The sequence below is a fragment of the Microbispora sp. H10830 genome (assembly GCF_014161375.1).
Taxonomy (GTDB): Bacteria; Actinomycetota; Actinomycetes; order Streptosporangiales; family Streptosporangiaceae; genus Microbispora; species Microbispora catharanthi.
This window is the reverse complement of record NZ_JABBWX010000012.1, coordinates 177,095-199,390: the sequence shown is the minus strand read 5'-3', so window position 1 is coordinate 199,390 and position 22,296 is coordinate 177,095. Positions and strand designations below refer to the sequence as shown.

At 70.2% G+C, this 22,296-nt stretch carries 27 protein-coding genes; 16 read left to right on the top strand and 11 right to left on the bottom strand.

The features are described from left to right. Window positions 1-93: 93 nt before the first annotated feature. Entirely contained in the window at window positions 94-1,461 is a 1,368-nt protein-coding gene (locus tag HHX35_RS28555; RefSeq protein WP_182901776.1) for a glycosyltransferase family 87 protein, read from the top strand. A 114-nt stretch (window positions 1,462-1,575) separates the two neighbouring features. After that, window positions 1,576-2,811, top strand: a complete 1,236-nt coding sequence (locus HHX35_RS28550) for a glycosyltransferase 87 family protein (protein WP_182901775.1) — start codon at window positions 1,576-1,578, stop codon at window positions 2,809-2,811. A gap of 43 nt (window positions 2,812-2,854) precedes the next feature. On the opposite strand, the gene HHX35_RS28545 is transcribed toward HHX35_RS28550, so the two are convergent. Beyond that, window positions 2,855-3,646, bottom strand: coding sequence for a deoxyribonuclease IV (locus HHX35_RS28545; protein ID WP_182901774.1), 792 nt, complete (start codon window positions 3,644-3,646; stop codon window positions 2,855-2,857). Between the two features lie 180 nt (window positions 3,647-3,826). Here HHX35_RS28545 and HHX35_RS28540 point away from each other — a divergent pair, with 180 nt between their 5' ends. Further along, window positions 3,827-4,003: a hypothetical protein gene (locus HHX35_RS28540; RefSeq protein ID WP_167530482.1), complete on the top strand. Its 177-nt coding sequence runs from the start codon at window positions 3,827-3,829 to the stop codon at window positions 4,001-4,003. Between the two features lie 71 nt (window positions 4,004-4,074). Here HHX35_RS28540 and HHX35_RS28535 read toward each other — a convergent pair whose 3' ends face one another. Next, window positions 4,075-4,407 carry a hypothetical protein gene (locus HHX35_RS28535; protein WP_139575486.1) on the bottom strand — a complete coding sequence of 111 codons (333 nt, stop codon included), beginning with the start codon at window positions 4,405-4,407 and terminating at the stop codon, window positions 4,075-4,077. A gap of 185 nt (window positions 4,408-4,592) precedes the next feature. On the opposite strand from HHX35_RS28535, the gene rpsF reads away from it, so the two are divergent. From rpsF to HHX35_RS28500, 7 genes are all read left to right on the top strand, one after another. Further along, the gene (gene rpsF, locus HHX35_RS28530; RefSeq protein ID WP_030508619.1) at window positions 4,593-4,883 is read left to right on the top strand and encodes a 30S ribosomal protein S6; all 291 of its coding nucleotides are present in this window, start codon (window positions 4,593-4,595) and stop codon (window positions 4,881-4,883) included. A 102-nt stretch (window positions 4,884-4,985) separates the two neighbouring features. Beyond that, window positions 4,986-5,528 carry a single-stranded DNA-binding protein gene (locus tag HHX35_RS28525; protein WP_182901773.1) on the top strand — a complete coding sequence of 181 codons (543 nt, stop codon included), beginning with the start codon at window positions 4,986-4,988 and terminating at the stop codon, window positions 5,526-5,528. Between the two features lie 86 nt (window positions 5,529-5,614). Next, on the top strand, window positions 5,615-5,851 hold the full coding sequence (rpsR, locus tag HHX35_RS28520) for a 30S ribosomal protein S18 (RefSeq protein WP_030508621.1): 237 nt from the start codon (window positions 5,615-5,617) through the stop codon (window positions 5,849-5,851). 19 nt (window positions 5,852-5,870) lie between these two features. Beyond that, a complete protein-coding gene (rplI, locus tag HHX35_RS28515; protein WP_139575488.1) occupies window positions 5,871-6,317 on the top strand; it encodes a 50S ribosomal protein L9 in 447 nt (148 codons plus the stop codon). Window positions 6,318-6,497: 180 nt separating this feature from the next. Further along, complete coding sequence (locus tag HHX35_RS28510; RefSeq protein ID WP_182901772.1) at window positions 6,498-7,376, top strand: ABC transporter substrate-binding protein; 879 nt, start codon at window positions 6,498-6,500, stop codon at window positions 7,374-7,376. Then, on the top strand, window positions 7,373-8,275 hold the full coding sequence (locus HHX35_RS28505; protein WP_310739359.1) for an amino acid ABC transporter permease: 903 nt from the start codon (window positions 7,373-7,375) through the stop codon (window positions 8,273-8,275). Before HHX35_RS28510 ends, HHX35_RS28505 begins: the two co-directional genes overlap by 4 nt. Next, window positions 8,272-9,015 carry an amino acid ABC transporter ATP-binding protein gene (locus tag HHX35_RS28500; protein ID WP_220505983.1) on the top strand — a complete coding sequence of 248 codons (744 nt, stop codon included), beginning with the start codon at window positions 8,272-8,274 and terminating at the stop codon, window positions 9,013-9,015. Before HHX35_RS28505 ends, HHX35_RS28500 begins: the two co-directional genes overlap by 4 nt. A 1-nt stretch (window position 9,016) precedes the next feature. Here the strand turns inward: HHX35_RS28500 and HHX35_RS28495 are convergent, their stop codons facing one another. Then, the gene (locus HHX35_RS28495) at window positions 9,017-10,345 is read right to left on the bottom strand and encodes an MATE family efflux transporter (protein WP_182901771.1); all 1,329 of its coding nucleotides are present in this window, start codon (window positions 10,343-10,345) and stop codon (window positions 9,017-9,019) included. Between the two features lie 336 nt (window positions 10,346-10,681). On the opposite strand from HHX35_RS28495, the gene dnaB reads away from it, so the two are divergent. Then, window positions 10,682-12,004 carry a replicative DNA helicase gene (gene dnaB, locus HHX35_RS28490; RefSeq protein ID WP_139575704.1) on the top strand — a complete coding sequence of 441 codons (1,323 nt, stop codon included), beginning with the start codon at window positions 10,682-10,684 and terminating at the stop codon, window positions 12,002-12,004. A gap of 12 nt (window positions 12,005-12,016) precedes the next feature. On the opposite strand, the gene HHX35_RS28485 is transcribed toward dnaB, so the two are convergent. Continuing rightward, the gene (locus tag HHX35_RS28485; protein ID WP_182901770.1) at window positions 12,017-12,442 is read right to left on the bottom strand and encodes an ester cyclase; all 426 of its coding nucleotides are present in this window, start codon (window positions 12,440-12,442) and stop codon (window positions 12,017-12,019) included. A gap of 75 nt (window positions 12,443-12,517) precedes the next feature. Here HHX35_RS28485 and HHX35_RS28480 point away from each other — a divergent pair, with 75 nt between their 5' ends. Next, on the top strand, window positions 12,518-13,147 hold the full coding sequence (locus HHX35_RS28480) for a TetR/AcrR family transcriptional regulator C-terminal domain-containing protein (RefSeq protein ID WP_182901769.1): 630 nt from the start codon (window positions 12,518-12,520) through the stop codon (window positions 13,145-13,147). A gap of 29 nt (window positions 13,148-13,176) precedes the next feature. Here HHX35_RS28480 and HHX35_RS28475 read toward each other — a convergent pair whose 3' ends face one another. From HHX35_RS28475 to HHX35_RS28465, 3 genes are all read right to left on the bottom strand, one after another. Then, window positions 13,177-14,748, bottom strand: a complete 1,572-nt coding sequence (locus HHX35_RS28475; protein ID WP_182901768.1) for a TULIP family P47-like protein — start codon at window positions 14,746-14,748, stop codon at window positions 13,177-13,179. Between the two features lie 38 nt (window positions 14,749-14,786). Continuing rightward, window positions 14,787-16,082: a TULIP family P47-like protein gene (locus HHX35_RS28470; protein WP_182901767.1), complete on the bottom strand. Its 1,296-nt coding sequence runs from the start codon at window positions 16,080-16,082 to the stop codon at window positions 14,787-14,789. Window positions 16,083-16,294: 212 nt separating this feature from the next. Beyond that, window positions 16,295-16,843 (bottom strand): PadR family transcriptional regulator, encoded by a 549-nt coding sequence (locus HHX35_RS28465; protein WP_182901766.1) that lies wholly within the window; start codon window positions 16,841-16,843, stop codon window positions 16,295-16,297. Window positions 16,844-16,937: 94 nt separating this feature from the next. Here HHX35_RS28465 and HHX35_RS28460 point away from each other — a divergent pair, with 94 nt between their 5' ends. Then, on the top strand, window positions 16,938-17,495 hold the full coding sequence (locus tag HHX35_RS28460; protein WP_182901765.1) for a hypothetical protein: 558 nt from the start codon (window positions 16,938-16,940) through the stop codon (window positions 17,493-17,495). A gap of 14 nt (window positions 17,496-17,509) precedes the next feature. Further along, window positions 17,510-18,829 (top strand): carotenoid oxygenase family protein, encoded by a 1,320-nt coding sequence (locus tag HHX35_RS28455; protein WP_182901764.1) that lies wholly within the window; start codon window positions 17,510-17,512, stop codon window positions 18,827-18,829. A gap of 88 nt (window positions 18,830-18,917) precedes the next feature. Here the strand turns inward: HHX35_RS28455 and HHX35_RS28450 are convergent, their stop codons facing one another. Beyond that, on the bottom strand, window positions 18,918-19,289 hold the full coding sequence (locus HHX35_RS28450) for a nuclear transport factor 2 family protein (protein ID WP_182901763.1): 372 nt from the start codon (window positions 19,287-19,289) through the stop codon (window positions 18,918-18,920). A gap of 68 nt (window positions 19,290-19,357) precedes the next feature. Between HHX35_RS28450 and HHX35_RS28445 the strand changes: the two genes are divergently transcribed. Further along, on the top strand, window positions 19,358-19,915 hold the full coding sequence (locus HHX35_RS28445; RefSeq protein WP_182901762.1) for a TetR/AcrR family transcriptional regulator: 558 nt from the start codon (window positions 19,358-19,360) through the stop codon (window positions 19,913-19,915). A 71-nt stretch (window positions 19,916-19,986) separates the two neighbouring features. On the opposite strand, the gene HHX35_RS28440 is transcribed toward HHX35_RS28445, so the two are convergent. Then, complete coding sequence (locus HHX35_RS28440; protein WP_182901761.1) at window positions 19,987-20,721, bottom strand: metallophosphoesterase; 735 nt, start codon at window positions 20,719-20,721, stop codon at window positions 19,987-19,989. Between HHX35_RS28440 and HHX35_RS28435 the strand changes: the two genes are divergently transcribed. Next, window positions 20,704-20,961, top strand: coding sequence for a hypothetical protein (locus HHX35_RS28435; RefSeq protein WP_182901760.1), 258 nt, complete (start codon window positions 20,704-20,706; stop codon window positions 20,959-20,961). The two genes, HHX35_RS28440 and HHX35_RS28435, sit on opposite strands and share 18 nt — an antisense overlap. Here HHX35_RS28435 and HHX35_RS28430 read toward each other — a convergent pair. Together HHX35_RS28430 and HHX35_RS28425 are read right to left on the bottom strand one after the other, a co-directional pair. Then, window positions 20,945-21,397: an SRPBCC family protein gene (locus HHX35_RS28430; protein WP_182901759.1), complete on the bottom strand. Its 453-nt coding sequence runs from the start codon at window positions 21,395-21,397 to the stop codon at window positions 20,945-20,947. The two genes, HHX35_RS28435 and HHX35_RS28430, sit on opposite strands and share 17 nt — an antisense overlap. Window positions 21,398-21,465: 68 nt before the next feature. Next, window positions 21,466-22,257, bottom strand: a complete 792-nt coding sequence (locus HHX35_RS28425) for a helix-turn-helix domain-containing protein (protein ID WP_240809024.1) — start codon at window positions 22,255-22,257, stop codon at window positions 21,466-21,468. Window positions 22,258-22,296: the final 39 nt, after the last annotated feature.

Genomic DNA, 22,296 nt, shown 5'->3' with positions numbered 1-22,296 from the left:
CGGTGTCCTGAAGGGCCCGCGGCGACTCCCGCCGCGGGCCCTTTCGGTGCGCGGAGTCGCCAAGCCGAGGCGTTGAATGGTGCAATACCGAGCATGACGACCCGGACCACGAACGACTCCGCCCCGCTGCCCGGGGTCGCCGCGCGGGCGGTGCCGTACCTGCCTCTCGGGCTTCTCGCGGGGCTCGGCGCCGTTCTCGCGTATCTGTGGAAGTATCCCTGCCGGTTCGGCGGAGCCTGGAACGGCGGTGTCGGGCAGTTCACGAACTTCTGCTACACCGACATCTATCCGCTGTTCTGGACCGAGAAGCTCAACGAGGGCAAGATCCCGTACGTCGACTATCCGGTCGAATACCCGGTGGGCATCGGCGGGATCATGGAGTTCGCCCGCAGGCTCGCGCACGGTGACGGGGTCGTGTTCTACGACGTCACCGTGGTCCTGATGGGGATCGCGCTGGTCGCGGGCGTGCTGCTGACGGCGGCGCTGGCCGGCCCGGCCCGCCGCTGGGACGCCCTCTGGTACGCGATCGGCCCGGCCGTCATCCTCTGCGCGTACATCAACTGGGACCTGGCCGCGGGGGCCCTCGCGCTCGGCGGCCTGCTGGCCTGGGCCCGTCACCGGCCGTGGCTCGCGGGCGTGCTGCTGTCGCTGGCCGTGGCCACCAAGTTCTATCCGCTGATGTTCTTCGGCGCGTTGTTCCTGCTCACGGTGCGTACGGCGAAGTGGGTGCCGTTCCTCAAGACCGTCGCCGCGGCCGCGGCCGCGTGGCTGCTGGTGAACGTGCCGATCATGATGGTCAACTTCGAGGGCTGGAAGAAGTTCTACGCGTTCAGCAGCGAGCGCGGCGCCGACTGGGGCGGGCTGTGGTTCTTCTTCCAGAAGACCCAGTGGTTCGGCATGGAAAGGCCCGGTTTCCTGGCCTTTCTCGGCGACTCCGAGAAGCTGAACACCATGGCCATGGCCGCGCTGGCGGTGCTGCTGCTGGGCGTCGCCGTGCTGGCGCTCGCCGCGCCGCGCCGGCCACGCCTGATGCAGCTGTGCTTCCTGGCCCTGGCCGCCTTCATGATCACCAACAAGGTGTGGTCGCCGCAGTATGTCCTGTGGCTGGTGCCGTTCGCGGTGCTGGCCAGGCCGAGGTGGGGCGCGCTGGCCGCCTGGCAGGTCGCCGAGTGCTGGTACTTCTTCTCGATCTGGCTCTACCTGGTCAGCCAGTATCCCGACCACGCCGGGGAGGGCATCGGCGACGACCCCTACTTCCTGTCGGTCTGGGCCCGGGCGCTGACCATCGTCGTCCTCATGGCGCTCGTCGTCCGCGACATCCTGCGGCCCGAGCACGACGTCGTACGCCAGGGGGAGGCCGACGACCCGTCGGGCGGGGTGTTCGACCACGCCGAGGACCGTCTCGTGCTGCGCCGCTCGCTCCTCGCTCGGGGCGCGCGGCAGCAGCCGGAGACGGCGTGAGCGCCTGAAAGTTACATCGGATTTCGCGCCCGTCGCGGCGTGGTCAGGAGCCGTCCCAGCGGAGGCATCGCGTAGCGTCGCGTGAGAGTGTGCGCGACGAACGGGGGATACGCGATGCGCCGGAGGCCACCATGGCTCCTGCTGCTGGTGTGGGCCGCGACCAGGGGAATCCTCCTCCTCGTCGCGACCCAGACGATCCCGACCGGGCACGGCGAGTCGTTCAGGAACGACGTCACCCTCTACCGCTACTGGTCCGGCGTCCTGATGGAGGGGGAGTTCCCCGCGGGTGACGAGAAGTGGCAGTATCCGCCGTTCGCGGCGCTGCCGCTGCTCGCCCCGCGCCTGCTGCCGCTGGGCTACCACGTCGCCTTCTACCTGCTGGCGGTGCTGTGCGACCTCGCGATCCTGCTCCTGCTGTGGCGGTTCTCGGCCTCCCGCCGCGGCGGCGGCCGTACGGGCCCGTGGGCGTGGACCGTGGGCGCGGCGCTGCTCGGCCCGGTGCTCGTCTCCCGGTATGACGTCATGGTCACGCTCGTGGCGGTGCTCGCGCTGACGGCGTCGGCCAACCCGGCGGTGCGCGGGTCGCTCATCGGCGTCGGGCTCCTCGTGAAGGTGTGGCCGATCGCGCTGCTGGCCGGCCTGCGGCGGTGGCGCGAACTGCTGACCGCGTCGGGGCTCACACTCGTCGTCGCGGTGGCGGGGTGCGGCGCGGCCGCCCTGACCCTGCCGCACGCGCTGGACTTCCTGACCGCGCAGGAGGAGCGGGGGCTGCAGATCGAGTCGCTGGCCGCCACGCCGTTCGCGCTCGCCCGGGCCCTCGGCTGGTGGGGCGGCTACACCACCTACCAGCACGGCGCGATGGAGGCCGTCGGCGGCGGCGTGGGCGTCGCGACGATGCTGAGCCTGGCCGCCACGCCCGTGGCGCTGGCGCTGGTCGGCCTGTGGTGGCTGCGCGCGGCCCCCAGCCCGCGGTCGTACTACGACGCCGCCCTCACCACCGTGCTCTTCCTGGTCGCCACCAGCCGGGTGCTGTCACCGCAGTACCTCGTGTGGGTGATCGGCATCGCCGCCGTCATCCTGTCGGTGCGGCGCGACCGGCCGGGCCCGACGCAGCGGCCGGCCGCCCTGCTCGTCATGGTGGCCGCCCTGCTGACGGGGATCATGTATCCCTGGGTGGAGCAGGACTACAGCTGGACGGGCGCCCTGCCGGGGACGATCGTTCTGGTCCTGCGCAACCTCGTCTTCCTGGCCGCCGCCGTCACGTCGTACGTGCAGTTGTGGCGTGCCACGCGCAGGCCCAGGCGGGTGAGGGAGGAGCAAGACGTGCAGGCGGCCGTACCCGCTTCCTGAGGGTTTCAATCCGCAGAGTTATCCACAGGGTGTGGACGAGCGTCTACAGGTGCTTGCGCAGGAACGCGATGTCGTCGGCCTGGCCCTCGAACGGCGTCTCGACCACGATCGGCGCCCCCGCCGCGCGGCAGACCTCCAGGATCGACTCGGGGTCGATCTGCCCGCTGCCGAGGTTGGCGTGGCGGTCGGCCCCGGAGTCGAACGCGTCCCTCGAGTCGTTGCAGTGCACGAGGTCGATGCGGCCCGTGATCGCCTTCACCCGCTCCACGAGCCCGGCGAGCTCCTCGCCGCCCGCGTGGAAGTGACAGGTGTCCAGGCAGAAGCCGACGACCGAGGGATCCGGCGCCCCCGCCGTCACCGCGTCCCACAGCCGGGCGATGCGCTCCAGTTTGCGCGCCATCGCGTTGCCGCCGCCGGCCGTGTTCTCGATCAGCACGGGGATCGGGCAGTCGGTGCGCTCGAAGACCTTGCGCCAGTTGTCGAAGCCGGTCTGCGGGTCGTCGCCGGCGTTGACGTGCCCGCCGTGGACGATCAGGCCCTTGGCGCCGATGGCCGCCGCCGCCTTGAGGTGCGAGTCGAGCAGCTTGCGGCTCGGGATGCGGATGCGGTTGTTCGCGGTGGCCACGTTGATGACGTACGGCGCGTGCACGTAGACGTCCACGTCCGAGGCGCGCAGGGCGTCGGCGGTGGCGGGTGTCGCCGGGCCCTTCCAGCCCTGGGGGTCGCCGAGGAAGAACTGCACCACGTCGGCGTCGCGGGCCGCCGCGTGCGCCAGCGGGTCGTCCTGGTCGACGTGGGCTCCGATCCGCGGGCGGGAGCCGCTGTGGCTGTCCATGCCGTTCCTCCACCGTTGCTTGCGTGTCAAGGGGCTGCCGGACGCGGAGGGCGAACCCTATGCGCTCTCCAAGAGCGTTTCAAGAGGACACGCTGTTTCAAAAGTGCGAACCAGGGCAGTCGCGTGTCGCGCGCCCCCATGACCCGCGCGCGATACTACTTCGTCGTCAAGGAGACGAGCATGAGATATCGCTTAGGCAGCTTCATCCTTCTCATCTACATCCTCGTCGGTCTCTACGTGGCCTGGCTCCACCACTACATCACCCCCACCCTCCTCAAGCAGGTCGCCCAGGCTCTGATCGCGGTCTTCCTGTGGTTCCTCGTGCTGCTCGGCGTCGATCTGCACATCGGCGGCTGATCGGCGACGCCTCGACCGCCCGGGCTCCGGTCGCGTGGGCTTGGGTCGCGTGGGTTCCGGTCGCGTGGGCTTCAGTTGCGCAGGGTGAATCCGCGGGGGAAGAAGCCCCCGTGCGCGATGCCCAGCGCGGCGCCGACGAACGACCCCACGATCCCCACGATGATCAGTGCCCGCTGTCTGGTGGTCGATGAGACGAACTGGGCGTACAGGCCGCCCCAGAACCCGATCGCGCCCACCCATGACGCGATCATGTGGGCCATCACGATGAAGCCCGTGACGAACGCCACCAGGCCGCACACCAGCGTCGCGATCGTCATCGCGTTCTCCCGCGGGTGCGGCCTGCCGTCCGTGTTCAGCGTGAGGTGAACGGGGTGCCTTCTCTTGCGGCCGATGGCGAGTCGCATCGCGCCTACCCCCTCTCCGACCTCCAGTTTCACTCTCCGGGCCGGGTATGGCCAAGTGGCTGGTAGCCTTATTCGACTGCGTCTGATAAAGGCCGGGGGGCATGGCCGCCCGGCGCGAAGCGCAGGGTCCTCCTGTCACGGCAAGGCGTCGTGACCGCAAGAGTCCAGAGGAGGTTGGATCACACATGCGTCGCTACGAGATGATGGTCATTCTCGACCCGTCCCTCGACGAGCGCACCGTGCAGCCGTCGCTCGACCAGTTCCTCACCGTCGTCCGCAACGATGGCGGCACCGTGGAGAAGGTCGACGTTTGGGGCCGTCGCCGCCTGTCCTACGACATCGCGAAGAAGTCCGAGGGCATCTACGCCGTGGTCGACCTGACCGCCGAGCCCGCCACCGTGAAGGAGCTGGACCGTCAGCTCAACCTGAACGAGGGCATCCTCCGCACCAAGGTCATCCGCCCCGAGCTCCACTGAGCTCCACAGGCAGAACCCGAAGCCCCGGCGGTTTGTCGGGGCCGGGCCGTACTCTGAGCCCTTGACGGCTCAGCTGACGGGATAGGAAGGCGAAAGCGACCGATGGCAGCAGGCGACACACAGATCACGATCGTCGGCAATCTTGTCGACGACCCGGAGCTGCGCTTCACCCCGACGGGGCAGGCCGTGGCCCGGTTCCGCATCGCGTCCACTCCGCGGTTCCTCGACAAGCAGACCAACGAGTGGAAGGACGGCGAGGGCCTGTTCCTCACCTGCAACGTCTGGCGGCAGGCGGCGGAGAACGTCGCCGAGAGCCTCCAGCGCGGCATGCGGGTCATCGTGCAGGGACGGCTGCGCCAACGGTCGTACGAGACCAAGGAAGGCGAGAAGCGCACGGTCTACGAGGTCGAGGTCGACGAGGTCGGCCCCTCGCTGCGCAACGCCACGGCGAAGGTCAACAAGACCTCCCGCCAGGGCGGTGGCGGTGGCGGCGGCTTCGGAGGCGGCCCGGCCAACGACCCGTGGGCGACCGCGGCGCCCGCCCCGCAGGGGGGCTACGGCTCCGGCGGCGGTGGCGGCGGCTTCGGCGGCCCGCAGGGCGGCGGCGGCTTCGGCGGCGACTTCAGCGACGAACCGCCCTTCTAGGTCACCGGGTCCTTCCGGTCCCACCACCGTAAACACAACCGAGCGACCATTCCCGCGACATGCGGGGCTCTGAGAGGAGCACCACGATGGCGAAGCCGGCAATCCGCAAGCCTAAAAAGAAGGTTTGCCTTTTCTGCCACGACAAGATCTCCTACGTCGACTACAAGGACACGGGGCTGCTGCGGAAGTTCATCTCCGACCGCGGCAAGATCCGTGCCCGCCGGGTGACGGGCAACTGCACCCAGCACCAGCGCGACGTGGCGACCGCTATCAAGAACGCCCGTGAGATGGCCCTGCTGCCGTACACGAGCACCGCGCGCTGAGAAAGGAGACTCAGGACAAATGAAGCTCATCCTCACCACTGAGGTCTCCGGCCTCGGCGCTCCCGGCGACATCGTCGAGGTCAAGGACGGCTATGGCCGCAACTACCTCATTCCGCGTGGCTTCGCCATCCGCTGGACCCGCGGCGCCGAGTCGCAGATCGCCTCGCTGAAGAAGGCGCGTGCCGCCCGCGAGATCCGCGACCTGGGCTCCGCCAAGGAGGTCGCCGGCCAGCTCGGCGCCCTCAAGGTGCGGCTCAAGACCCGCGCGGGCGACTCGGGCCGGCTGTTCGGCTCGGTCACGACCGGCGACATCGCCGACGCTGTCAAGGCCGCCGGCGGTCCGCAGCTCGACCGCCGCCGCATCGAGATCGGCAACGCGATCAAGAGCGTCGGCACTCACAAGGTGAGCGTCCGGCTGCACCCGGAGGTCGCCGCCACCCTCGATGTCGAGGTGGTAGCGGGCTGACACCCGCCGCAGTTCCGTCGAGGGCCCTTCTCCGTCCGCCGGAGAGGGGCCCTTCGCGGTTCTCCGGGGCGCCCGGCGACGAGGCGATTCCCCTCAGGTAAACGCGGGTTATACGGAACGCTAGTATCTTGCCGTCCGATTTAGCGGATTTCGTGGAAAGACCCTCTGATGGAGGCTGTGATGCGCCGTCCCTCACTCCTGCTGGCGTCCGGCGCCCTTGTGCTGGCGGCCGCCGCCTGCGCTCCGGCGGACGACACCTCCACCACCGCGAGCGCCGCGAGCCCGGCCGGCTCCGCCGCCGCGAACGCGTGCGCGAAGGAGAGCCTGAAGCTCACCACCCCCGGGAAGCTCACGATCGGCACCGACAAGCCGGCGTACGAGCCGTGGTTCAAGGATGACGACCCCTCCAACGGGCAGGGCTTCGAGAGCGCGGTCGCCTACGCGGTGGCGCAGAAGATGGGCTTCACCAAGGACGAGGTCGCCTGGTCGGTCGTGCCGTTCGACTCGTCGTACGCGCCCGGGCCGAAGCAGTTCGACTTCGACATCAACCAGATCTCCATCACGCCGGGACGGGCCAAGGCCGTCGACTTCAGCAAGGGCTACTACACGGTCAAGCAGGGTGTGGTGGCGCTGGACGGCACGAAGTTCGCCTCCGCCACGACCCTCGCCGAGCTGAAGGACGCCAAGATCGGCGTACAGGCCGGCACCACCGCGTTGCAGGCGGTGCAGTCGGTCATCCAGCCCACACACGACCCGAGCGTGTTCAACCAGCAGGTCGACGCGATCAACGCGATGAAGAACAAGCAGATCGACGCCATCGTCGTCGACCTGCCGACGGCCTTCTACGTGACCGCCGCCCAGGTGAAGGGCTCGAAGATCGTCGGCCAGTTCGCCGCGAACAGCGGCGAGCCCGAGGAGTTCGGCCTGCTGTTCCAGAAGGGCAGCCCGCTGGTGAGCTGCGTCGACAAGGCGCTCGGCGAGGTCAAGTCGTCCGGCGAGCTGGCCCAGATCGAGAGCCAGTGGTTGACGGCCGCCGCGGGCGCCCCGGAGCTGAAGTGACCGAAGGAGAGGCCGCCGCGCCGCCGGGGATGCCGGAGGACGCGGGATCGCCCGTCTGGGTGAAGAGCGAGCGGCAGCTCCGCCGGGAGGCGGAGCTGCGTGGCCGGGCGCGGCGGTCGACGTCGGTCGCCACCGCGTCCACGATCGTCGTGGTGGTCGCGCTGGTCGTCGTGATCACCACGTCGCCCGGCTGGCCGCGGGTGCAGGAGACCTTCTTCAGCCCCGAGGCGTTCGTCAAGGCGATCCCCGACGTGCTGCGCGGGTTCCTGCTCAACATCCAGATCTTCCTCATCGCCGAGGTGTTCATCCTGGTGCTGGGGCTCCTCGTCGCGCTGGTGCGCGGCCTGCGCTCACCGGTGTTCTTCCCGCTGCGCGCGCTGGCCGTGCTCTACACCGACGTCTTCCGCGGCATCCCGACCATCCTGCTCATCTACCTGGTCGGGTTCGGCATTCCCGCGCTCCAGTTGCAGGGCGCGCCGAGCGACCCGGTGACGCTCGGCATCATCGCGCTCGTGCTGTCCTACGGGGCGTACGTCGCCGAGGTGTTCCGGGCGGGGATCGAGTCGGTGCACCCGAGCCAGCGGGCGGCGGCGCGGTCGCTGGCCCTGAGCCAGGGTCAGACCATGCGTTATGTGGTGCTGCCGCAGGCCGTCCGGCGAGTGGTCCCGCCGCTGCTCAACGATTTCACCTCGCTGCAGAAGGACACCGCGCTGGTCACCGTGCTCGGTCCGCTGGAGGCGCTGCGGCAAGCCTCGATCCATGCTCAATACGACTTCAACTACACGCCCTATGTGGCCGCCGCGCTGCTGTTCATCGCGCTGACCGTGCCGATGGCGCGGTTCACCGACCATCTCGCCGCGCGGGCCGCCCGGCGCCGTACGGGAGGCGGCACGGCATGAGCCTGCTCAAGGTCGAGGGCGTCTGGAAGCACTACCACGGGCTGAGTGTGCTGCGCGGGATCGACCTGGAGGTCGCCCCGCACGAGGTGGTCTGCCTGATCGGCGCGTCCGGTTCGGGCAAGTCGACGCTGCTGCGCTGCGTCAACCTGCTGGAGACGATCGACGACGGCGCGATCCACCTGGACGGCGCCGAGATCACCGACGTGCGGGCCGACGCCGACGACGTGCGCCGCCGCATCGGCATGGTGTTCCAGGCCTACAACCTGTTCCCGCACATGACCGTGCTCGAGAACATCACGCTCGCGCCGTGCAAGGTGCACGGCGTGCGGGCGGAGGAGGCAGAGAAACAGGCCAGGGAGTTGCTCGACCGGTTCGGGCTGGCCGACAAGGCGGGGGAGTACCCCGACCGGCTGTCCGGCGGCCAGCAGCAGCGGGTCGCCGTCATCCGCGCGGTCGCGACCAACCCCCGCCTGCTCCTGCTCGACGAGGTCACCTCCGCGCTCGACCCCACGCTGGTCACCGAGGTGCTCGGCGTGATCCGCGAGCTCAAGGAGACCGGGATGACGATGATCCTGGCCACTCACGAGATGGGCTTCGCCCGCGACATCGCCGACACCGTGTGTTTCCTGGAGGGCGGCGTGCTGCTGGAGAGCGGCCCGCCCGAGCAGATCTTCAGCGCGCCCGAGCATCCCCGCACCCGGGCGTTCCTCCAGCGCGTGCTGGAGGCCCGCCGCATGTGAGTCAGGTAGCCGTCCCCGAGGCGCCGGTGACCATCCAGGCGGTGCCGTACGCGCGGAGGGCGAGCGTGACGAGCCGGGCGGCCATCCAGACGCCGAGCGCGAGCCACAGGGCGACCAGGGTGCCCGCGACGGCGGCGAACGGCAGGTAGGCCAGCGTCGTCCACAGGCCCGCCCAGGCGAGGTAGCGCTGGTCGCCGGCCCCGATGAGCACCCCGTCGAGCACGAACACGACGCCCGCGACCGGCTGCAGGAGCGCGACCGGCCACAGCACGGCGAGCAGTTCGGCGGCCACCGCGCCCCGCGCGTCGAACAGGGCAGGCACGAGCGGGCGCGCCAGCAGGACGGCCGCGCAGAACACGACGCCGCACCCGACGCCCCACATCACCATGCGCCTGGTGGCCGCCCGGGTGCCCGCGGTGTCGCCCGCGCCCAGCGCGCGGCCCGTGATGGCCTGCCCCGCGATCGCGATGGCGTCGAGGGCGAAGGCGAGGAACGTCCAGATCCGGGCGGCGATCGTGTGCGCGCCGATCTGGTCGTCGCCCATCCGCGTGGCGATCGAGGTGGCGACGAGGAGCACGGCCTGCAGGCATGCCGTACGGACGACCAGGGCGAACCCTGCGGTGCCGGCGGCCCGCACCCCGGCGAGGTCGGGCAGCAGCGAGGCGCCGTGCGCGCGGGCGGTCCGCACGACCAGCGCGAGGTAGACCGCGGCGGCCAGGGACTGCGCGGCGACCGTGCCCCAGGCCGATCCGGCGATCCCCCAGCCGAGGCCGAGCACGAACCAGATGTTGAGCAGCGCGTTCAGCGCGAACGACGCGACCGACACGGCCAGCGGCGTGCGGGTGTCCTGCAGCCCGCGCAGGACGCCGGTGCCGGCGAGGACAAGCAGCATGCCGGGGGTGCCCAGGAGGCTGATGCGCAGGTAGGTGACGGCCTGCGCGGCGAGCTGGCCCGACGCTCCGAACAGGTGTACGATAAAAGGCGCAAGAGGCCAGCACGCCACGCTGACGGCCAGGCCGATGATCGCGGCCAGCCACAGGCCGTCCATCCCCTGGCGCATCGCCTGCCTGACGTCCCCCGCCCCCAGCCTCCGCGCGACCGCGGCCGTGGTGGCGTACGCGAGGAACACGCACAGCCCGACGAGGGCCGACAGGGCCGCGCTGGCCACGCCGAGAGCGCCGAGCGCAGGATCGGGGAGGTGGCCGACGATGACGGAGTCGGTGAGCAGGAAGAGCGGCTCGGCCACCAGTGCCCCGAACGCCGGGATCGCGAGTCTGAGGATCTCCCTGTCGTGGGCACGGCCGTGTCCCGTTCCGGAGGTAAGTGGCATAAGCCTATTTTGCGGCTTACGGAGCCATGCTCGATCGGTATCGCGAATCTCCGGTGACTTTCTTTCCTCCACAGGCCGTGGATATCGAAATCCCAGGTGGGGGCGGCCTTCGCCGATGTGGTCACATCGCTGTCCACAGGGTCGTCCCCAGGGTTTTCACATGTCAGGGGAGCGGACTGCACACGTTGTCCACAGGGTTGTCCACTGGTCGAGTTGCCGCCCGGCCCTGGGGTTCGGGAGACTTGCGCACCGGGTTGGGGATGCTGTGACCGCTGGGCAGGGGGTGTGAGGGTGAGCGTGCTCGACTTCCCGGGGGGACCGGGAGGCTCCGATTCGATGTTCGAGCGGACGCCGCCGCACAACATCGAGGCCGAGCAGTCGGTGCTGGGCGGCATGCTGCTGTCCAAGGATGCCATCGCCGACGTCATCGAGGTGCTGCGCGCCGACGACTTCTACCGCCCGGCCCACCAGATCGTCTTCGAGGTGATCACCGACCTGTACGGCCGGGGCGAGCCCGCCGACTCGGTGACCGTATTCGACGAGCTGCAAAAGCGCGGCGAGGTCGCGCGCGTCGGTGGCGGCGCCTACCTGCACACGCTGACCGCGATCGTGCCCACCGCCGCTAACGCCGGCTACTACGCGAAGATCGTCCGCGAGCAGGCCGTCCTGCGCCGCCTCATCGAGGCTGGCACCCGCATCGTCTCCTACGGGTACGGCGGCCAGGGCGAGGAGGTCGACGACCTGGTCGACCGCGCGCAGGCCGAGATCTACAAGGTCACCGAGCGCCGCACGTCCGAGGACTACCTCCCGCTGTCGGAGATCATGCCGTCGGCGCTGGACGAGATCGAGGCCATCGGCAGCCGCGGCGGCCAGATGGTCGGCGTCCCGACCGGCTTCCAGGACCTCGACGCCCTGACCAACGGCCTCCACCCCGGCCAGATGATCGTCGTCGCCGCCCGCCCCGCGATCGGAAAAAGCACCCTAGGTCTGGATTTCGCCCGATCCGCGGCGATCAAGCATGGGATGACCACGGTCGTCTTCTCGCTGGAAATGTCGCGCAACGAGATCACCATGCGTCTGCTCTCGGCGGAGGCGCGGGTGGCGCTGCACACGATGCGCTCGGGCATGATGAGCGACGACGACTGGACGCGGATGGCCCGCCGGATGGGCGAGGTCGCCGAGGCGCCGCTGTTCATCGACGACTCTCCGAACATGTCGATGATGGAGATCCGGGCCAAGTGCCGCCGCCTCAAGCAGCGTCACGACCTGCGCTTCGTGATCGTCGACTATCTCCAGCTCATGAGCTCGCCCAAGAAGACCGAGAGCCGCCAGCAGGAGGTCTCGGAGCTGTCCCGGGCCCTGAAGCTGCTGGCCAAGGAGCTCGAGGTGCCGGTCATCGCGATCTCTCAGCTCAACCGTGGTCCCGAGCAGCGTACGGACAAGCGTCCACAAGTGTCAGACCTACGTGAATCGGGCTCCATCGAGCAGGACGCCGACATGGTCATCCTGCTGCACCGGGAGGACGCGTACGAGCGGGAGTCGCCGCGCGCGGGCGAGGCGGACCTGATCGTGGCCAAGCACAGAAACGGTCCCACGGCCACGGTCACGGTGGCCTTCCAGGGCCACTACAGCCGCTTCGTGGACATGGCCACTCACTGACGGCTTCACGGGTCAGTCGATCTCGGGCCAGTCCCAGCCGAGCTGGAGGAACAGGCCCAGGCGGTCGCTCACCGCGCGCATCTCGGAGATCTTCCCCTCCCGCAGGGTGAGGATGAAGATCGCCTCGACGGTGAACGAGCGGTGGGTGGGCTCCGGCATCCGGGGATGAGAGCCGGAGTTCACTCCCGACATCGTCAGCCGCACGGCCACCCGGTCGCCCTCGCCGATCATCTCCTCGACCTTCAGGTGAAACGGGTCGAACGCGTCGAGCTGCTGGGCGATGGCGTCGAACGCCGCGCCCGGCTCGTCGGGCTCCCCGTGGATCACCTTGTTGTGGTCGATCACGTCGTCGGTCATATAGCGGCGCAGGTCGCCCAGCCTCCGGTCGTTGACGGCGTCGAACAGCCCTTGGACGACGGTCTTCTCGGCGGTGCTCATGATTGTGTCCCCTTCGTTTCTTACGGTGTAAGACGACGATATTCTTACGGCGTAAGAGGCGTCAAGGGAGGACCGATGCCGAGAGTGGGACTGTCCAGGGAGAAGGTGCTCGCCGCCGCGCTGGCCCTGGTCGACAGGGAGGGCATCGCGGCGCTGTCGATGCGCAAGCTCGGCGCCGAGCTTGGCGTGGAGGCGATGACGCTCTACTACTACGTGCCGAACAAGGACGCCGTCCTGGACGGGCTGATCGACATGGCGGTCTCGCGGGTCACGGTGGAGCCGGTGGGCCCGTGGCAGGAGTGGCTGCGCGCCTTCGCGGTCGCGATCCGGCGGGAGCTGCTCGCGCACCCCGCCCTGCTGCCTCTGGTCGCCACCCGGCCGGTGCTCGCGCCCGGCGGCCTGGCGACCGTGGAGCGGATGGCGGCCGCCCTGCGGGCCGAGGGGTTCGGCGCGCTGGAGGGGCTTCAGCTCGTCAACGCGGTGGCCACGTTCGTCGTGGGGCACACGCTGGCCGAGGCCGGACGTACGCCCGGGCATGACGAGCCGGACGTAACCGGCGTGATGGAGAGCCTGGACCCGGGGGAGCACCCCGTCCTGGTCGAGGCGCTGCGCGCCGGGCTCGGCACCCCCGAGGACCATCAGGAGCGCTTCGACCGCGCGCTCGACGCCCTGCTCCACGGCCTGGCGCCCCGCGGAAAGAGCTAGGCGGGGCGCCCGCTTCGTCCCGGCCGTGGTCAGGCGTCGGGGAACCCGGGGTTGATGCTCAGCTGCAGCGCACCGTTGAGGCCGACGGCGGTGAGCGCGAACTCCTTCTTCGCGTTGGGCCAGCGGAACGGGCGGGTGGCGCTCTCCACCAGCGGGTCGATGGGGGGCAGCGCGTCCGGCACGTCACCGGCGATCCACTCCGGGATCTTCTCCAGGACTCCGGCGATGGTCCCGATGAGCCCCGCCGCGACGATCGCGATGACCACCCGGATCACGATCCGTCGGCCGGCGGTCGCCACGTTGGAGACGACGGCGCTCACGACGGCGAGGATCACGTCGGCGGCGATCTCCGTTCCCTGCACCCAGGGCGCCACGGTGGACCAGCCGTTCTTCTTCGGCTCCCGCGTCTCCACGAACGTGAGGGACTGGGTGCCGTCCGCCTTCGTGCCCAGCTTCAGCGTCGCGTAGTGGGTGATCTCGGCGTAGGCGTCGATGCCTGGGGAGATGTTCGTGTGCACGTACGCGTAGATCTCGATCTCGGTTCCGGACACCGTGACCTGGAAGGTCGTCATCTCCGGGTGATAGTCGACGAGCCCGACCCGCACCGGGTCCAGCTTGACGGTCTCGACGGCCTCGATCTGGGTGTTGTGGTTGGTCACCTGGAACGTCGTCGGCGAGGCCTTGGGGAAGTGGGACTGAACCCCGGGAAGGACCATCTTCTCCAGGAAGCGCTCCGCCGAGATGCTGAGGCCGGCCCGCGCGCCCTCGGGAAGCGCACCGGACTCGAGACCCTCGACCTTCCCGGCGACGTCGCGGCCGTCCGTCATGCAGAGCACGCCCAGCAGCGCGTCGTCAGGGGTGGGGCCGGCGGCGTACGCGTACCCGGTGTAGGTGGGGGTCAGCCATGAGAAGTCGCCCTCGCCCTCGACCTTGCCGATGTCGACGGTGGCGAACACGTGCTTGAACTCCGCGATGTTGTCCTTGCACCAGACCGCGAGGACGTCCTTGAGCGCGCGGTCCAGGTTCTCGTCGGGTGCCGGGGAGGAGTAGGTCACCGAGGACACCTCGACGACGGGGCTGTCCGGGCCCTGGTCGGTCGTGCGGACGACGAGGTCCTTGGAGCCGGGACCCCGCGTACCGGGATCGGGCAGGTAGATCAGATGGACGAGCACGTAGGCGACACCGCCCTTGACCACGTGGTCCTTACCGTTCACGGTCACCGTGGCGGTGAACGGCAGGTGCATGCGCAGGTCCGTTCCTGATCCGCCGCCGACGGCTACGGACCAGGTGCCGAAAGTGCCGGTCGCGTCGATCTGGGGGCCGAAGTCCGAGGCCTCGACCCGCGCCCGCCAGGTGGTGGGTGAGACCGCGTTCGCCGCGATGGCGCGGTTGACGTCGCTGATCCGGATGGCGAAGACCGTGTCCCAGCCGCCCGTGCTGAACGTCGCCCCCGAGGTGGCAGGGACGGCCGATGCGAGCCGGGCCTGTCCCTGCTCCTCGCGTGCCTTGCTGAGCTCGGCGTCGGTCAGCTGGAGGTGGAGCAGGCTGCTCTTGTCTAAGTCGAGGGAGCTGAGGGAGTCGAGGGGTATCGGCAGTGTCATGGCATCTCCCTGGATGCTCGATGATCGCGGGCCGGCCGTCAGGCCAGGCGGCCGCTGAGGAGAAAACAGCCGTCGAGCGCCGCGCGCTCGACGGCGACGGTGCGGGCTCCGCGCCACTGCACGGAGCTGCTGGTCCACCGGTCCAGCCCGGCCGGTCCCTCCTGGGAGCCGAGCCGTCCGGCCAGGTCCTTGCTGATGATCGTGACGACCAGCTGGGTGACGCCCTCGACCACCGGCCCGCCGAGGATGTACCAGAAGGGAACGTCTGCCTGGTAGCCGCTGCGCGGCTCGTGGTCGGAGACGAACGAGATACGGGCGGAGGCGGGGTCGAAGACCATGCGGGACTGGCTCGTCACCCAGTAGGTCATCGAGATGCCGGCCTTGAGATCGCAGTCGCCCTCGACCCGGATGGCCAGCTCGCCCCCGACGACCCCGACCGTCAGCGACGTCACGCGCGGTGTGTACCAGATCGCCCCTTCATGCAGGGACCTGGTGGAGAAGGTGGACGTGTTGCGTACGGCCCGGAGGGCGGGATCGTACGCGAGGTCCGCGACGGAGGCGTCGCCGCCGAACACCCCGGGCAGGCCGGGCCGGACCATCTCGGTCAGGAACAGCTCCGGGGACACGGCGAACGTCACCTCCCCGCCGCCGGTGGTCAGCTCCGGGTCGACGACCCTGGGCAGCCGGGAGACGTCACGTCCGTCGGTGACGCTCAGCACCGCGACGTGCCCGGGGTCGTCGGGCGCGAGGCTACGCGAGTAGCAGAACGCCGACCGGACCGGGTCCAGCCGGCCGCCCTGGCCCGGTGCGACCAGGTTGACCTGGGCGAGCGCGTACGACAGCGCGGTGGCGTGCTCGACCAGGTGCTCGGCGATGGCGCCCACGACGATGTCCCGCCCGGTCTTCCCGAGCCGGTCGAGGACCTTCGCCGGGCCGGTGAGCGCCACAGGGGTGACCACGCCGGGCACGGGCACGTCGCCCGGCCGGCCGGCCCTGGTCAGGTCGAACACGAGGTCCCTGGGCCGTCCCACGTCACCCGGCAGGAGCTGGAGGGAGACCGTCACCACCGCGGTGGCGCCGGTGAGGTCGATCACGTCGCCGGATCCCCCCGCGACGCCTCCCGAGACGATCGGCAGGGCCAGCCGCAGCAGGTCTCCCGGGTCGCCGGGCAGGACGCGCCATGCCCCCAGACGCGCAGAGCCCTTGTACGGCGTGCCGAAGTTCTCTCCCCCGAAGGAGAATTCGTCGGCCGGTGTCCGCGGCCGGATGGCGAGCATCCGGTTCACGGACTCCACCGACAGCGTGGTCACCGTGTCCCAGCCGTGCAGATCCATGGGTCGTCCCCGTCCGCCATGTCATCCCCGTGCCACTTGCGGCGTCCCGCGTGCTGCGGGACGCCGCGGCCGGGTCACGGGCTCCGCACCGGCCCCCGCCGGCGCCCCTCGGAGCTGTGCCCCGCTTCCCCCGCACCGCGCCCCGATCGCGGTATGGCAGGAGCATGACCCGGCCGGATCGCCATCCGATGTATGCCGAGTTGTCGTGCTCGTCAGGAGCGTGGGCAGGGGTCCTGCTGTTCCAGCGCCGCCACCCGCCCGGCGGCCCACTCGGCCCAGTCGCGCTGCGCGGCGGTCAGGCGCAGGCCCCACTCCAGCGCGATGTCGCCGTACAGCCGCAGCGCGTCGTCGCCCTGGCCGATGACGAACTCGCGGATGCCGAGGAGCTGGTCGTGCTCGTGGACGGCACGCTCGGCGAGCCGCTCCAGGTAGCCGCGGGCGGCGCCGGTGCCGACCTGGTCGAGGAAGAAGACCCGCAGCAGCATGTCGCTGCGCCGGGTCATGGTGGGCGGCACCTCGACCAGCCAGTGGCGCAGCTCGGCCCGGCCCTCCTCGGTGATCTCGTATTCCTTCCGCCCGCGCGGGCCCTCCGCCGCGACCCGCACCAGCCCTTCCTTGGCCAGCCGGCCGAGCTCGGCGTAGAGCTGGCTCTGGGTCGCGGGCCAGACGTTCTCCAGCGACAGCTCGAAGGTTTTCAGCAGGTCGTAGCCGCTGGCTGGCCCGGCCGACAGAAGGCCGAGCATGGCATGACGAAGGCTCATGGGTCCGATCGTACATTCCTGTGTTGACATGTCGATAGCGGAGGTTCTACTTTCGACATGTCACTAATGGAATGTTGAACCTAAGGAACCCCCCGTGCTCCGTTACGTCCTCACCTTCCTCCCCTGGATCGCCTTCGCCGTTCTCAGCACGAACGGTGAGGCCAGATTCGGAGCCGCGGCCGCGCTCCTCGTCTCGATCGTGCTGCTCGCCGTCGACCGCAGGGCGGGTCGTGGCTGGGACGAGATGGTCATCGAGCTCAGCTCGGGGGTGTTCTTCGCCGGTCTGACGCTCGCCGCGTTCACGGTCACGCCGGCGCCCTTCGGCGAGTACGGCCCGGCCGTCTCGGTGGGCTGGCTGGCGCTCACCGCCTGGGGGTCGCTGGCCGTCCGCAAGCCGTTCACGCTGGGCATCGCCCGCCGGACGACCGCTCCCGAGGTGCACGCGACCCCGCTGTTCTACCGCGTCAACGCCGTCATCACCGCCGTGTGGGCGGTGGGCTTCACCCTCAACGCCGTCGGACTCGCCCTGCTGCTCGCCTTCGCCCCGCACGCCACCGCCGCGATCATCGCGGTGAAGGTCTGCGGCTTCGCACTCCCGGCCCTGTTCACCATCCGCTACCCCCAGATCGTCCGCGCCCGCTACGCCGCCTGAAGGGAATCACCGCCATGACCGCCTCCTACCTGAGCGGCCGCCTCGCCCCCGTGCCCGACGAGATCGACGCGATCGACCTGCCGATCGAGGGCACGCTCCCGCCCGAGCTCACCGGCCGCTACTTCCGCAACGGGCCCAACCCCCGCCCCGGGGAGGACCCCGGGCACTGGTTCGTCGGTCACGGGATGCTCCACGGCGTCCGGCTGCGCGACGGACGGGCCGAGTGGTACCGCAACCGCTGGGTCCGCACCACCCGCTTCGCCGGCGCGCCGTACGTGCACGAGCGCGGCGTCGACCTCGCGGCCGTCCCCGCCAACACCCACGTGATCCGGCACGCCGACAAGATCCTCGCGCTCGTGGAGAACGGCCTGCCGTACGAGATGACGCCGGAGCTCGACACGGTCGGCCCCTGCGACTTCGGCGGGCGGCTGGCCACGGCGATGACCGCGCACCCGAAGGAGGACCCGATCACCGGGGAGCTGCACTTCTTCGGGTACGGCTGGGCCAAGCCCTACCTCACCTACCACCGCCTGTCCGCGGCCGGCGAGCTGGTGGAGAGCAGGCCGGTGGACGTGCCCGAGCCCACCATGGCCCACGACTTCGCGATCACGAAGCACCACGTGGTGTGGCTCGACCTGCCGGTCGTCTTCGACTTCGACCTGGTGGGCCGCGGCATGCCGTACCGGTGGGACGACGCGTACGGCGCGCGGCTGGGCGTGATGAGCCGCGGGACCGGCGACGTGCGGTGGTTCGAGATCGACCCCTGCTACGTCTTCCACGTGGGCAACGCGAGCGAGGACGAGCACGGGCGCCTCGTCGTCGACGCGGTGCGCTACTCTCCGGGGGCGTTCTGCGGCTTCTGGCCGACCATCGGCGGTGCGGTCAACCCGGCCGCCCACACCGGGGGCGCGGCCCTGCACCGCTGGACGCTCGACCCCGCCACCGGCGTCGCCAAGGACGAGCCGCTCGACGACCTGGACGTCGAGTTCCCCACGATCAACGAGACGCGCACCGGCCTGACCAGCCGTTACATCTACGCGGTCAGCAAGGGCGCGATCGTGAAGTACGACACCGCGAACGGCACGAGCCGGGCGCACCCGACGGGCGAACGCTCGCCGGGCGAGGCCGTGTTCGTCCCCGCCTCGGGCGCCAAGGCCGAGGACGAGGGCTGGCTGCTGTCGATCGCGGGCACCGAGCACGGCGCCGAGCTGCTCGTGCTCGACGCGTCGGACCTGGCCCAGGTGGCGTCCGTACGGCTGCCGCGCCGGGTGCCGGCCGGATTCCACGGCTCGTGGATCCCCGACGAGATTCCCGGCGACATCCTCCGCGCGTGAGCCGTACGGACGCGCACCGGGGTCAGACCCCGGGGACCCGGACGGCGTCGCACAGCAGGACGAGCCGCGCTCCCGGCTCGACGGAGCACTAGGCGGTGCGACCGAGCTGGTGGACGCGTCGCACCCGGCCGTCGTCGGCGACGTCGCCGATCAGGATCCAGTCGATAGCCACGTGTCCGCGCTTGCGGTGCTCCGTTGTGAGGCGGCAGCGTGCGGCGAACTCGTGGCCGCTGACGAAGAGGTCGTCGATTCGCATCTCGATGGAGGTGACGTTCTTGCGTGCCGGGGCCGCATGGCCGACCAGTTGGTCGCGGGTGAGCGTTGTGCCGTCGGTTATCCAGACCGCGTCGGCGGTCATGGTGCGGTCCACGATCCGCTCGGGGTCTTCGTCGGAAAGGGCCATGTCGCGGGTGTAGTCGATCAGAAGGCGGCGTGCCGCCCTCTCAGTTATCTCTGACATGGTTGTCAGCATTAGTATTGTCGTTATGATTGTCAACCGTGTCAGATATAAGGCGGCGGCGTCAGCGGGTGGAGGTCGCCCGCAACCGTGACGCGCTGGTGTCGGCGGCAATCCGGGTTCTCGCCCAGAACCCGGAGGCGAGCATGGCGGAGATCGCATCGATGGCCGGTGTGACGCGGCAGACCGCGTATGTGCACTTCGGGACCCGCGAGGCGCTCCTCTCGGCGGTGCGTGACGAGCTGAGCCGCCGTGCGTTCGCCGTGCTGGACGCCGCTGATCTCGAGGCGGGTACCGCCACCGAAGCTCTCGGCCGTTTTCTCACCGCAGCCGGAACACTGCTGACCGAGCAGGCGGCAGTCGGTCATGGCGATGCCACCCAGGAGGAAGACGAGTCACATCACCTGCTGGTCGAGCAGAGCTTGGAGAGCCTGATCCGTCGCGGCCGCGACAGCGGCGAGTTCGCGACCGATCTGGACACCGGCTGGTTGGTCGCGGCGACGATCGCGCTCGGCCACGCCGCCGACCGTCACATCCGCGCCGGCCGCTCGGACGCACGGGGGGCGGCCAGGCATTTCCGGGCCTCGGTGATGCGCTTGTGCGGCGCCGACGATCCCGACCCCGTGTAACGCGCCACGTGCGTTGGTGCCGCAGGTGGAAGCGCCGTGGATTTGCGTCGTGCCTGGCCGGGGGCACCTGGCTAGGGCACGGGGCGGTAGTGGGTGGTGACCCGGCCGTCGTCGAGCACGTGCAGGGCGATGGCCGGCGGCAGGTCGTAGTCGACCGGGGGATGCGCCGAGGTCTCGGACGGCAGCAGCGCGGTGCTGACCACTCCCGGCGCGACCAGCAGCGGCAGCCCGGCGAACGTCGTCGACGCCCCCGTGTGGGCGTGCCCGGCAAGCACCGCGATGGCGTGCGGGTGGCGGCCCAGGACCTCCGCCAGCCCCTCCGGCCGCCCGAGCCGGATGCCGTCCACGTAGGGGATGCCGAGCGCGACGGGAGGGTGGTGCATGCCGACGAAGGCGGGGACGCCGGGCGTGGCGGCGAGCACGGAGTCGAGCCAGGCCAGGGTGTCGTCGTCCAGCGCGCCCTCGGACCGGCCGGGGATGCTGGAGTCGCACAGCGCGATCGTCGCGTGGTCGAGGTTGAGCGCCTGGTTGACCGGGTGGTCGCCGTCCTGCTCCAGCAGGACCTTGCGGAGGTTGCCGCGCGCGTCGTGGTTGCCCGGGCACAGCACGAGTGGCACGTCGTCGCCGGCGATCAGCTCGCGGACGGTCTCGTACTCCTCCATCGCGCCGTGGTCCGCCAGGTCGCCGGTGAGCACGATCGCGTCGGGCCGCAGCGCCCGTGCGTAGGTGAGCGCGCGGGCGGCGCGCGAGGTGTTCCGCTCGCTTCCGTCGATGTGGATGTCGCTGACGTGCGCCAGCACGAGCATGTGATACCTCCGGGCGGATGGTGGGAGCTCCAGCTTCTCACGCGCGCGAGCGGCGGTCAGGACGGCGAACACGGCCACTGCCGGATCCGGGAGGCCGGGCGCGGCTTCCGGCTCGACCGAATCCGGTGTGCCGAGGTCACCGCCGAGGCCGCGCCGGCCCGCGAGCTCGCCACCCTCGACCCGGCGCTCGCGACCGCGACGCACGCCGAGTCGCTGGAGTCGTTCACGAACCGCGCGTAGACCGCCCGGACAGTCGTTCGGCGAGGATCCGGGCCCTGGCGAGCTGCACCTTCCGCGCCTGGCCCGCCGCGAATCCCATCACGAGCCACGGTGCGCTCAGGTCCAGCCGGTCGTCCACCCGCGTGCCGCCGGCCTCGGGGGACAGGTCGAAGCGGTAGCCCATCCGGACGCCGCCGGGGCTGCGCACCTGTCCCCGTACGGACAGTCCCTCGGTCAGCAGCGTGACGGCGATGGGGTTGTCGTACTTCAGGCCGAGGAAGCGGAACCGCTCGATGGAGGTGTAACGCACCACCCCCGGCTCGGACCGGTCGACGTCCCGCACGGCGACCACGAGCGGTGACAGGCCGATGTAACTCTCCGGCGTCGTGAGGTGCTCGAACACCTTCTCCGGCGCGGCGTCCACGTGGAACGTATTGGTCAGCACCCGTGCGGGCACCCGGCCTCCCCTGATCGTGCTTAAAGGGGATTGTGGCAGGACCGGATCGCCGCACGGACGCCGGATGATCACGATGAGGTGTCGCGCAGGAAGGCGGCCGTCGCGGGATCGGCCGGATAGAACGACTCGATGGCCAGCTCGGAGACCGTGATGTCGAGCGGGGTGCCGAAGGTCGCCACGATGCTGAAGAACGACAGCTCCCGCCCGGCCCGCCGCACCCGGAGCGGCACGAGGATGTCCCCGGGGCCGGGCAGCTCCACCTCGGGTTCCGGCTGGTCGCAGGGGTAGTCGCGCAGCTCGGCGTACAGCTCGGTGAGCTGCGGGTCGGCGGTGAGCGTGATCTGCCGGCGCAGCCGTCCGAGCAGGTGCGCCCGCCACTCGCCCAGGTTCAGGATGTGCGGAGCGAGCCCTTCAGGGTGCAGGCTCGCCCGCAGCACGTTGCTCAGCAGGTCGGGGTCCACACCCTCGGCCAGCAGCGCGATGCCCTCGTTGGCGTCGACGAGGTTCCAGACCCGGTCCACCACCACGGCCGGGTAGGGGTCGTGGGCCGACAACAGCCGCCGGATCGCCTCGCACACCGCCGCCATCCCCGGCGAGTCGAGCGGCGACTCGGTGTAGACGGGGGCGTATCCCGCGGCCAGCAGCAGGTGGTTGCGCTCGCGGAGGGGCAGGTCGAGGTGCTCGGAGAGGTGGAGCACCATGTCCCGGCTCGGCGTGGCCCGGCCGGTCTCCAGGAAGCTGATGTGCCGGGTGGAGATCTCGGCGCGGTTGGACAGTTCGAGCTGGCTCATCCGCCGGTGCTCGCGCCACTGGCGCAGGAGCTCCCCGAACGGCCGCTGATAGAGCGTTGCGACGGTCACGCCCTGGACGCTATCCGGTCGCCGATCGGCCCGGCGATT

What these genes read in the sequence shown, in the direction of transcription:
- HHX35_RS28485 (WP_182901770.1), bottom strand. Translation starts at nt 12,442, where the DNA reads ATGAGCACCGCCGAGAAGACCGTCGTCCAAGGGCTGTTCGACGCCGTC.
- rplI (WP_139575488.1), top strand. Translation starts at nt 5,871, where the DNA reads ATGAAGCTCATCCTCACCACTGAGGTCTCCGGCCTCGGCGCTCCCGGC.
- HHX35_RS28440 (WP_182901761.1), bottom strand. Translation starts at nt 20,721, where the DNA reads ATGCTCGTGCTGGCGCACGTCAGCGACATCCACATCGACGGAAGCGAG.
- HHX35_RS28500 (WP_220505983.1), top strand. Translation starts at nt 8,272, where the DNA reads ATGAGCCTGCTCAAGGTCGAGGGCGTCTGGAAGCACTACCACGGGCTG.
- HHX35_RS28525 (WP_182901773.1), top strand. Translation starts at nt 4,986, where the DNA reads ATGGCAGCAGGCGACACACAGATCACGATCGTCGGCAATCTTGTCGAC.
- HHX35_RS28475 (WP_182901768.1), bottom strand. Translation starts at nt 14,748, where the DNA reads ATGACACTGCCGATACCCCTCGACTCCCTCAGCTCCCTCGACTTAGAC.
- HHX35_RS28465 (WP_182901766.1), bottom strand. Translation starts at nt 16,843, where the DNA reads ATGAGCCTTCGTCATGCCATGCTCGGCCTTCTGTCGGCCGGGCCAGCC.
- dnaB (WP_139575704.1), top strand. Translation starts at nt 10,682, where the DNA reads ATGTTCGAGCGGACGCCGCCGCACAACATCGAGGCCGAGCAGTCGGTG.
- HHX35_RS28545 (WP_182901774.1), bottom strand. Translation starts at nt 3,646, where the DNA reads ATGGACAGCCACAGCGGCTCCCGCCCGCGGATCGGAGCCCACGTCGAC.
- HHX35_RS28550 (WP_182901775.1), top strand. Translation starts at nt 1,576, where the DNA reads ATGCGCCGGAGGCCACCATGGCTCCTGCTGCTGGTGTGGGCCGCGACC.
- rpsR (WP_030508621.1), top strand. Translation starts at nt 5,615, where the DNA reads ATGGCGAAGCCGGCAATCCGCAAGCCTAAAAAGAAGGTTTGCCTTTTC.
- HHX35_RS28455 (WP_182901764.1), top strand. Translation starts at nt 17,510, where the DNA reads ATGACCGCCTCCTACCTGAGCGGCCGCCTCGCCCCCGTGCCCGACGAG.
- rpsF (WP_030508619.1), top strand. Translation starts at nt 4,593, where the DNA reads ATGCGTCGCTACGAGATGATGGTCATTCTCGACCCGTCCCTCGACGAG.
- HHX35_RS28555 (WP_182901776.1), top strand. Translation starts at nt 94, where the DNA reads ATGACGACCCGGACCACGAACGACTCCGCCCCGCTGCCCGGGGTCGCC.
- HHX35_RS28495 (WP_182901771.1), bottom strand. Translation starts at nt 10,345, where the DNA reads ATGCCACTTACCTCCGGAACGGGACACGGCCGTGCCCACGACAGGGAG.
- HHX35_RS28540 (WP_167530482.1), top strand. Translation starts at nt 3,827, where the DNA reads ATGAGATATCGCTTAGGCAGCTTCATCCTTCTCATCTACATCCTCGTC.
- HHX35_RS28470 (WP_182901767.1), bottom strand. Translation starts at nt 16,082, where the DNA reads ATGGATCTGCACGGCTGGGACACGGTGACCACGCTGTCGGTGGAGTCC.
- HHX35_RS28535 (WP_139575486.1), bottom strand. Translation starts at nt 4,407, where the DNA reads ATGCGACTCGCCATCGGCCGCAAGAGAAGGCACCCCGTTCACCTCACG.
- HHX35_RS28450 (WP_182901763.1), bottom strand. Translation starts at nt 19,289, where the DNA reads ATGTCAGAGATAACTGAGAGGGCGGCACGCCGCCTTCTGATCGACTAC.
- HHX35_RS28480 (WP_182901769.1), top strand. Translation starts at nt 12,518, where the DNA reads ATGCCGAGAGTGGGACTGTCCAGGGAGAAGGTGCTCGCCGCCGCGCTG.
- HHX35_RS28510 (WP_182901772.1), top strand. Translation starts at nt 6,498, where the DNA reads ATGCGCCGTCCCTCACTCCTGCTGGCGTCCGGCGCCCTTGTGCTGGCG.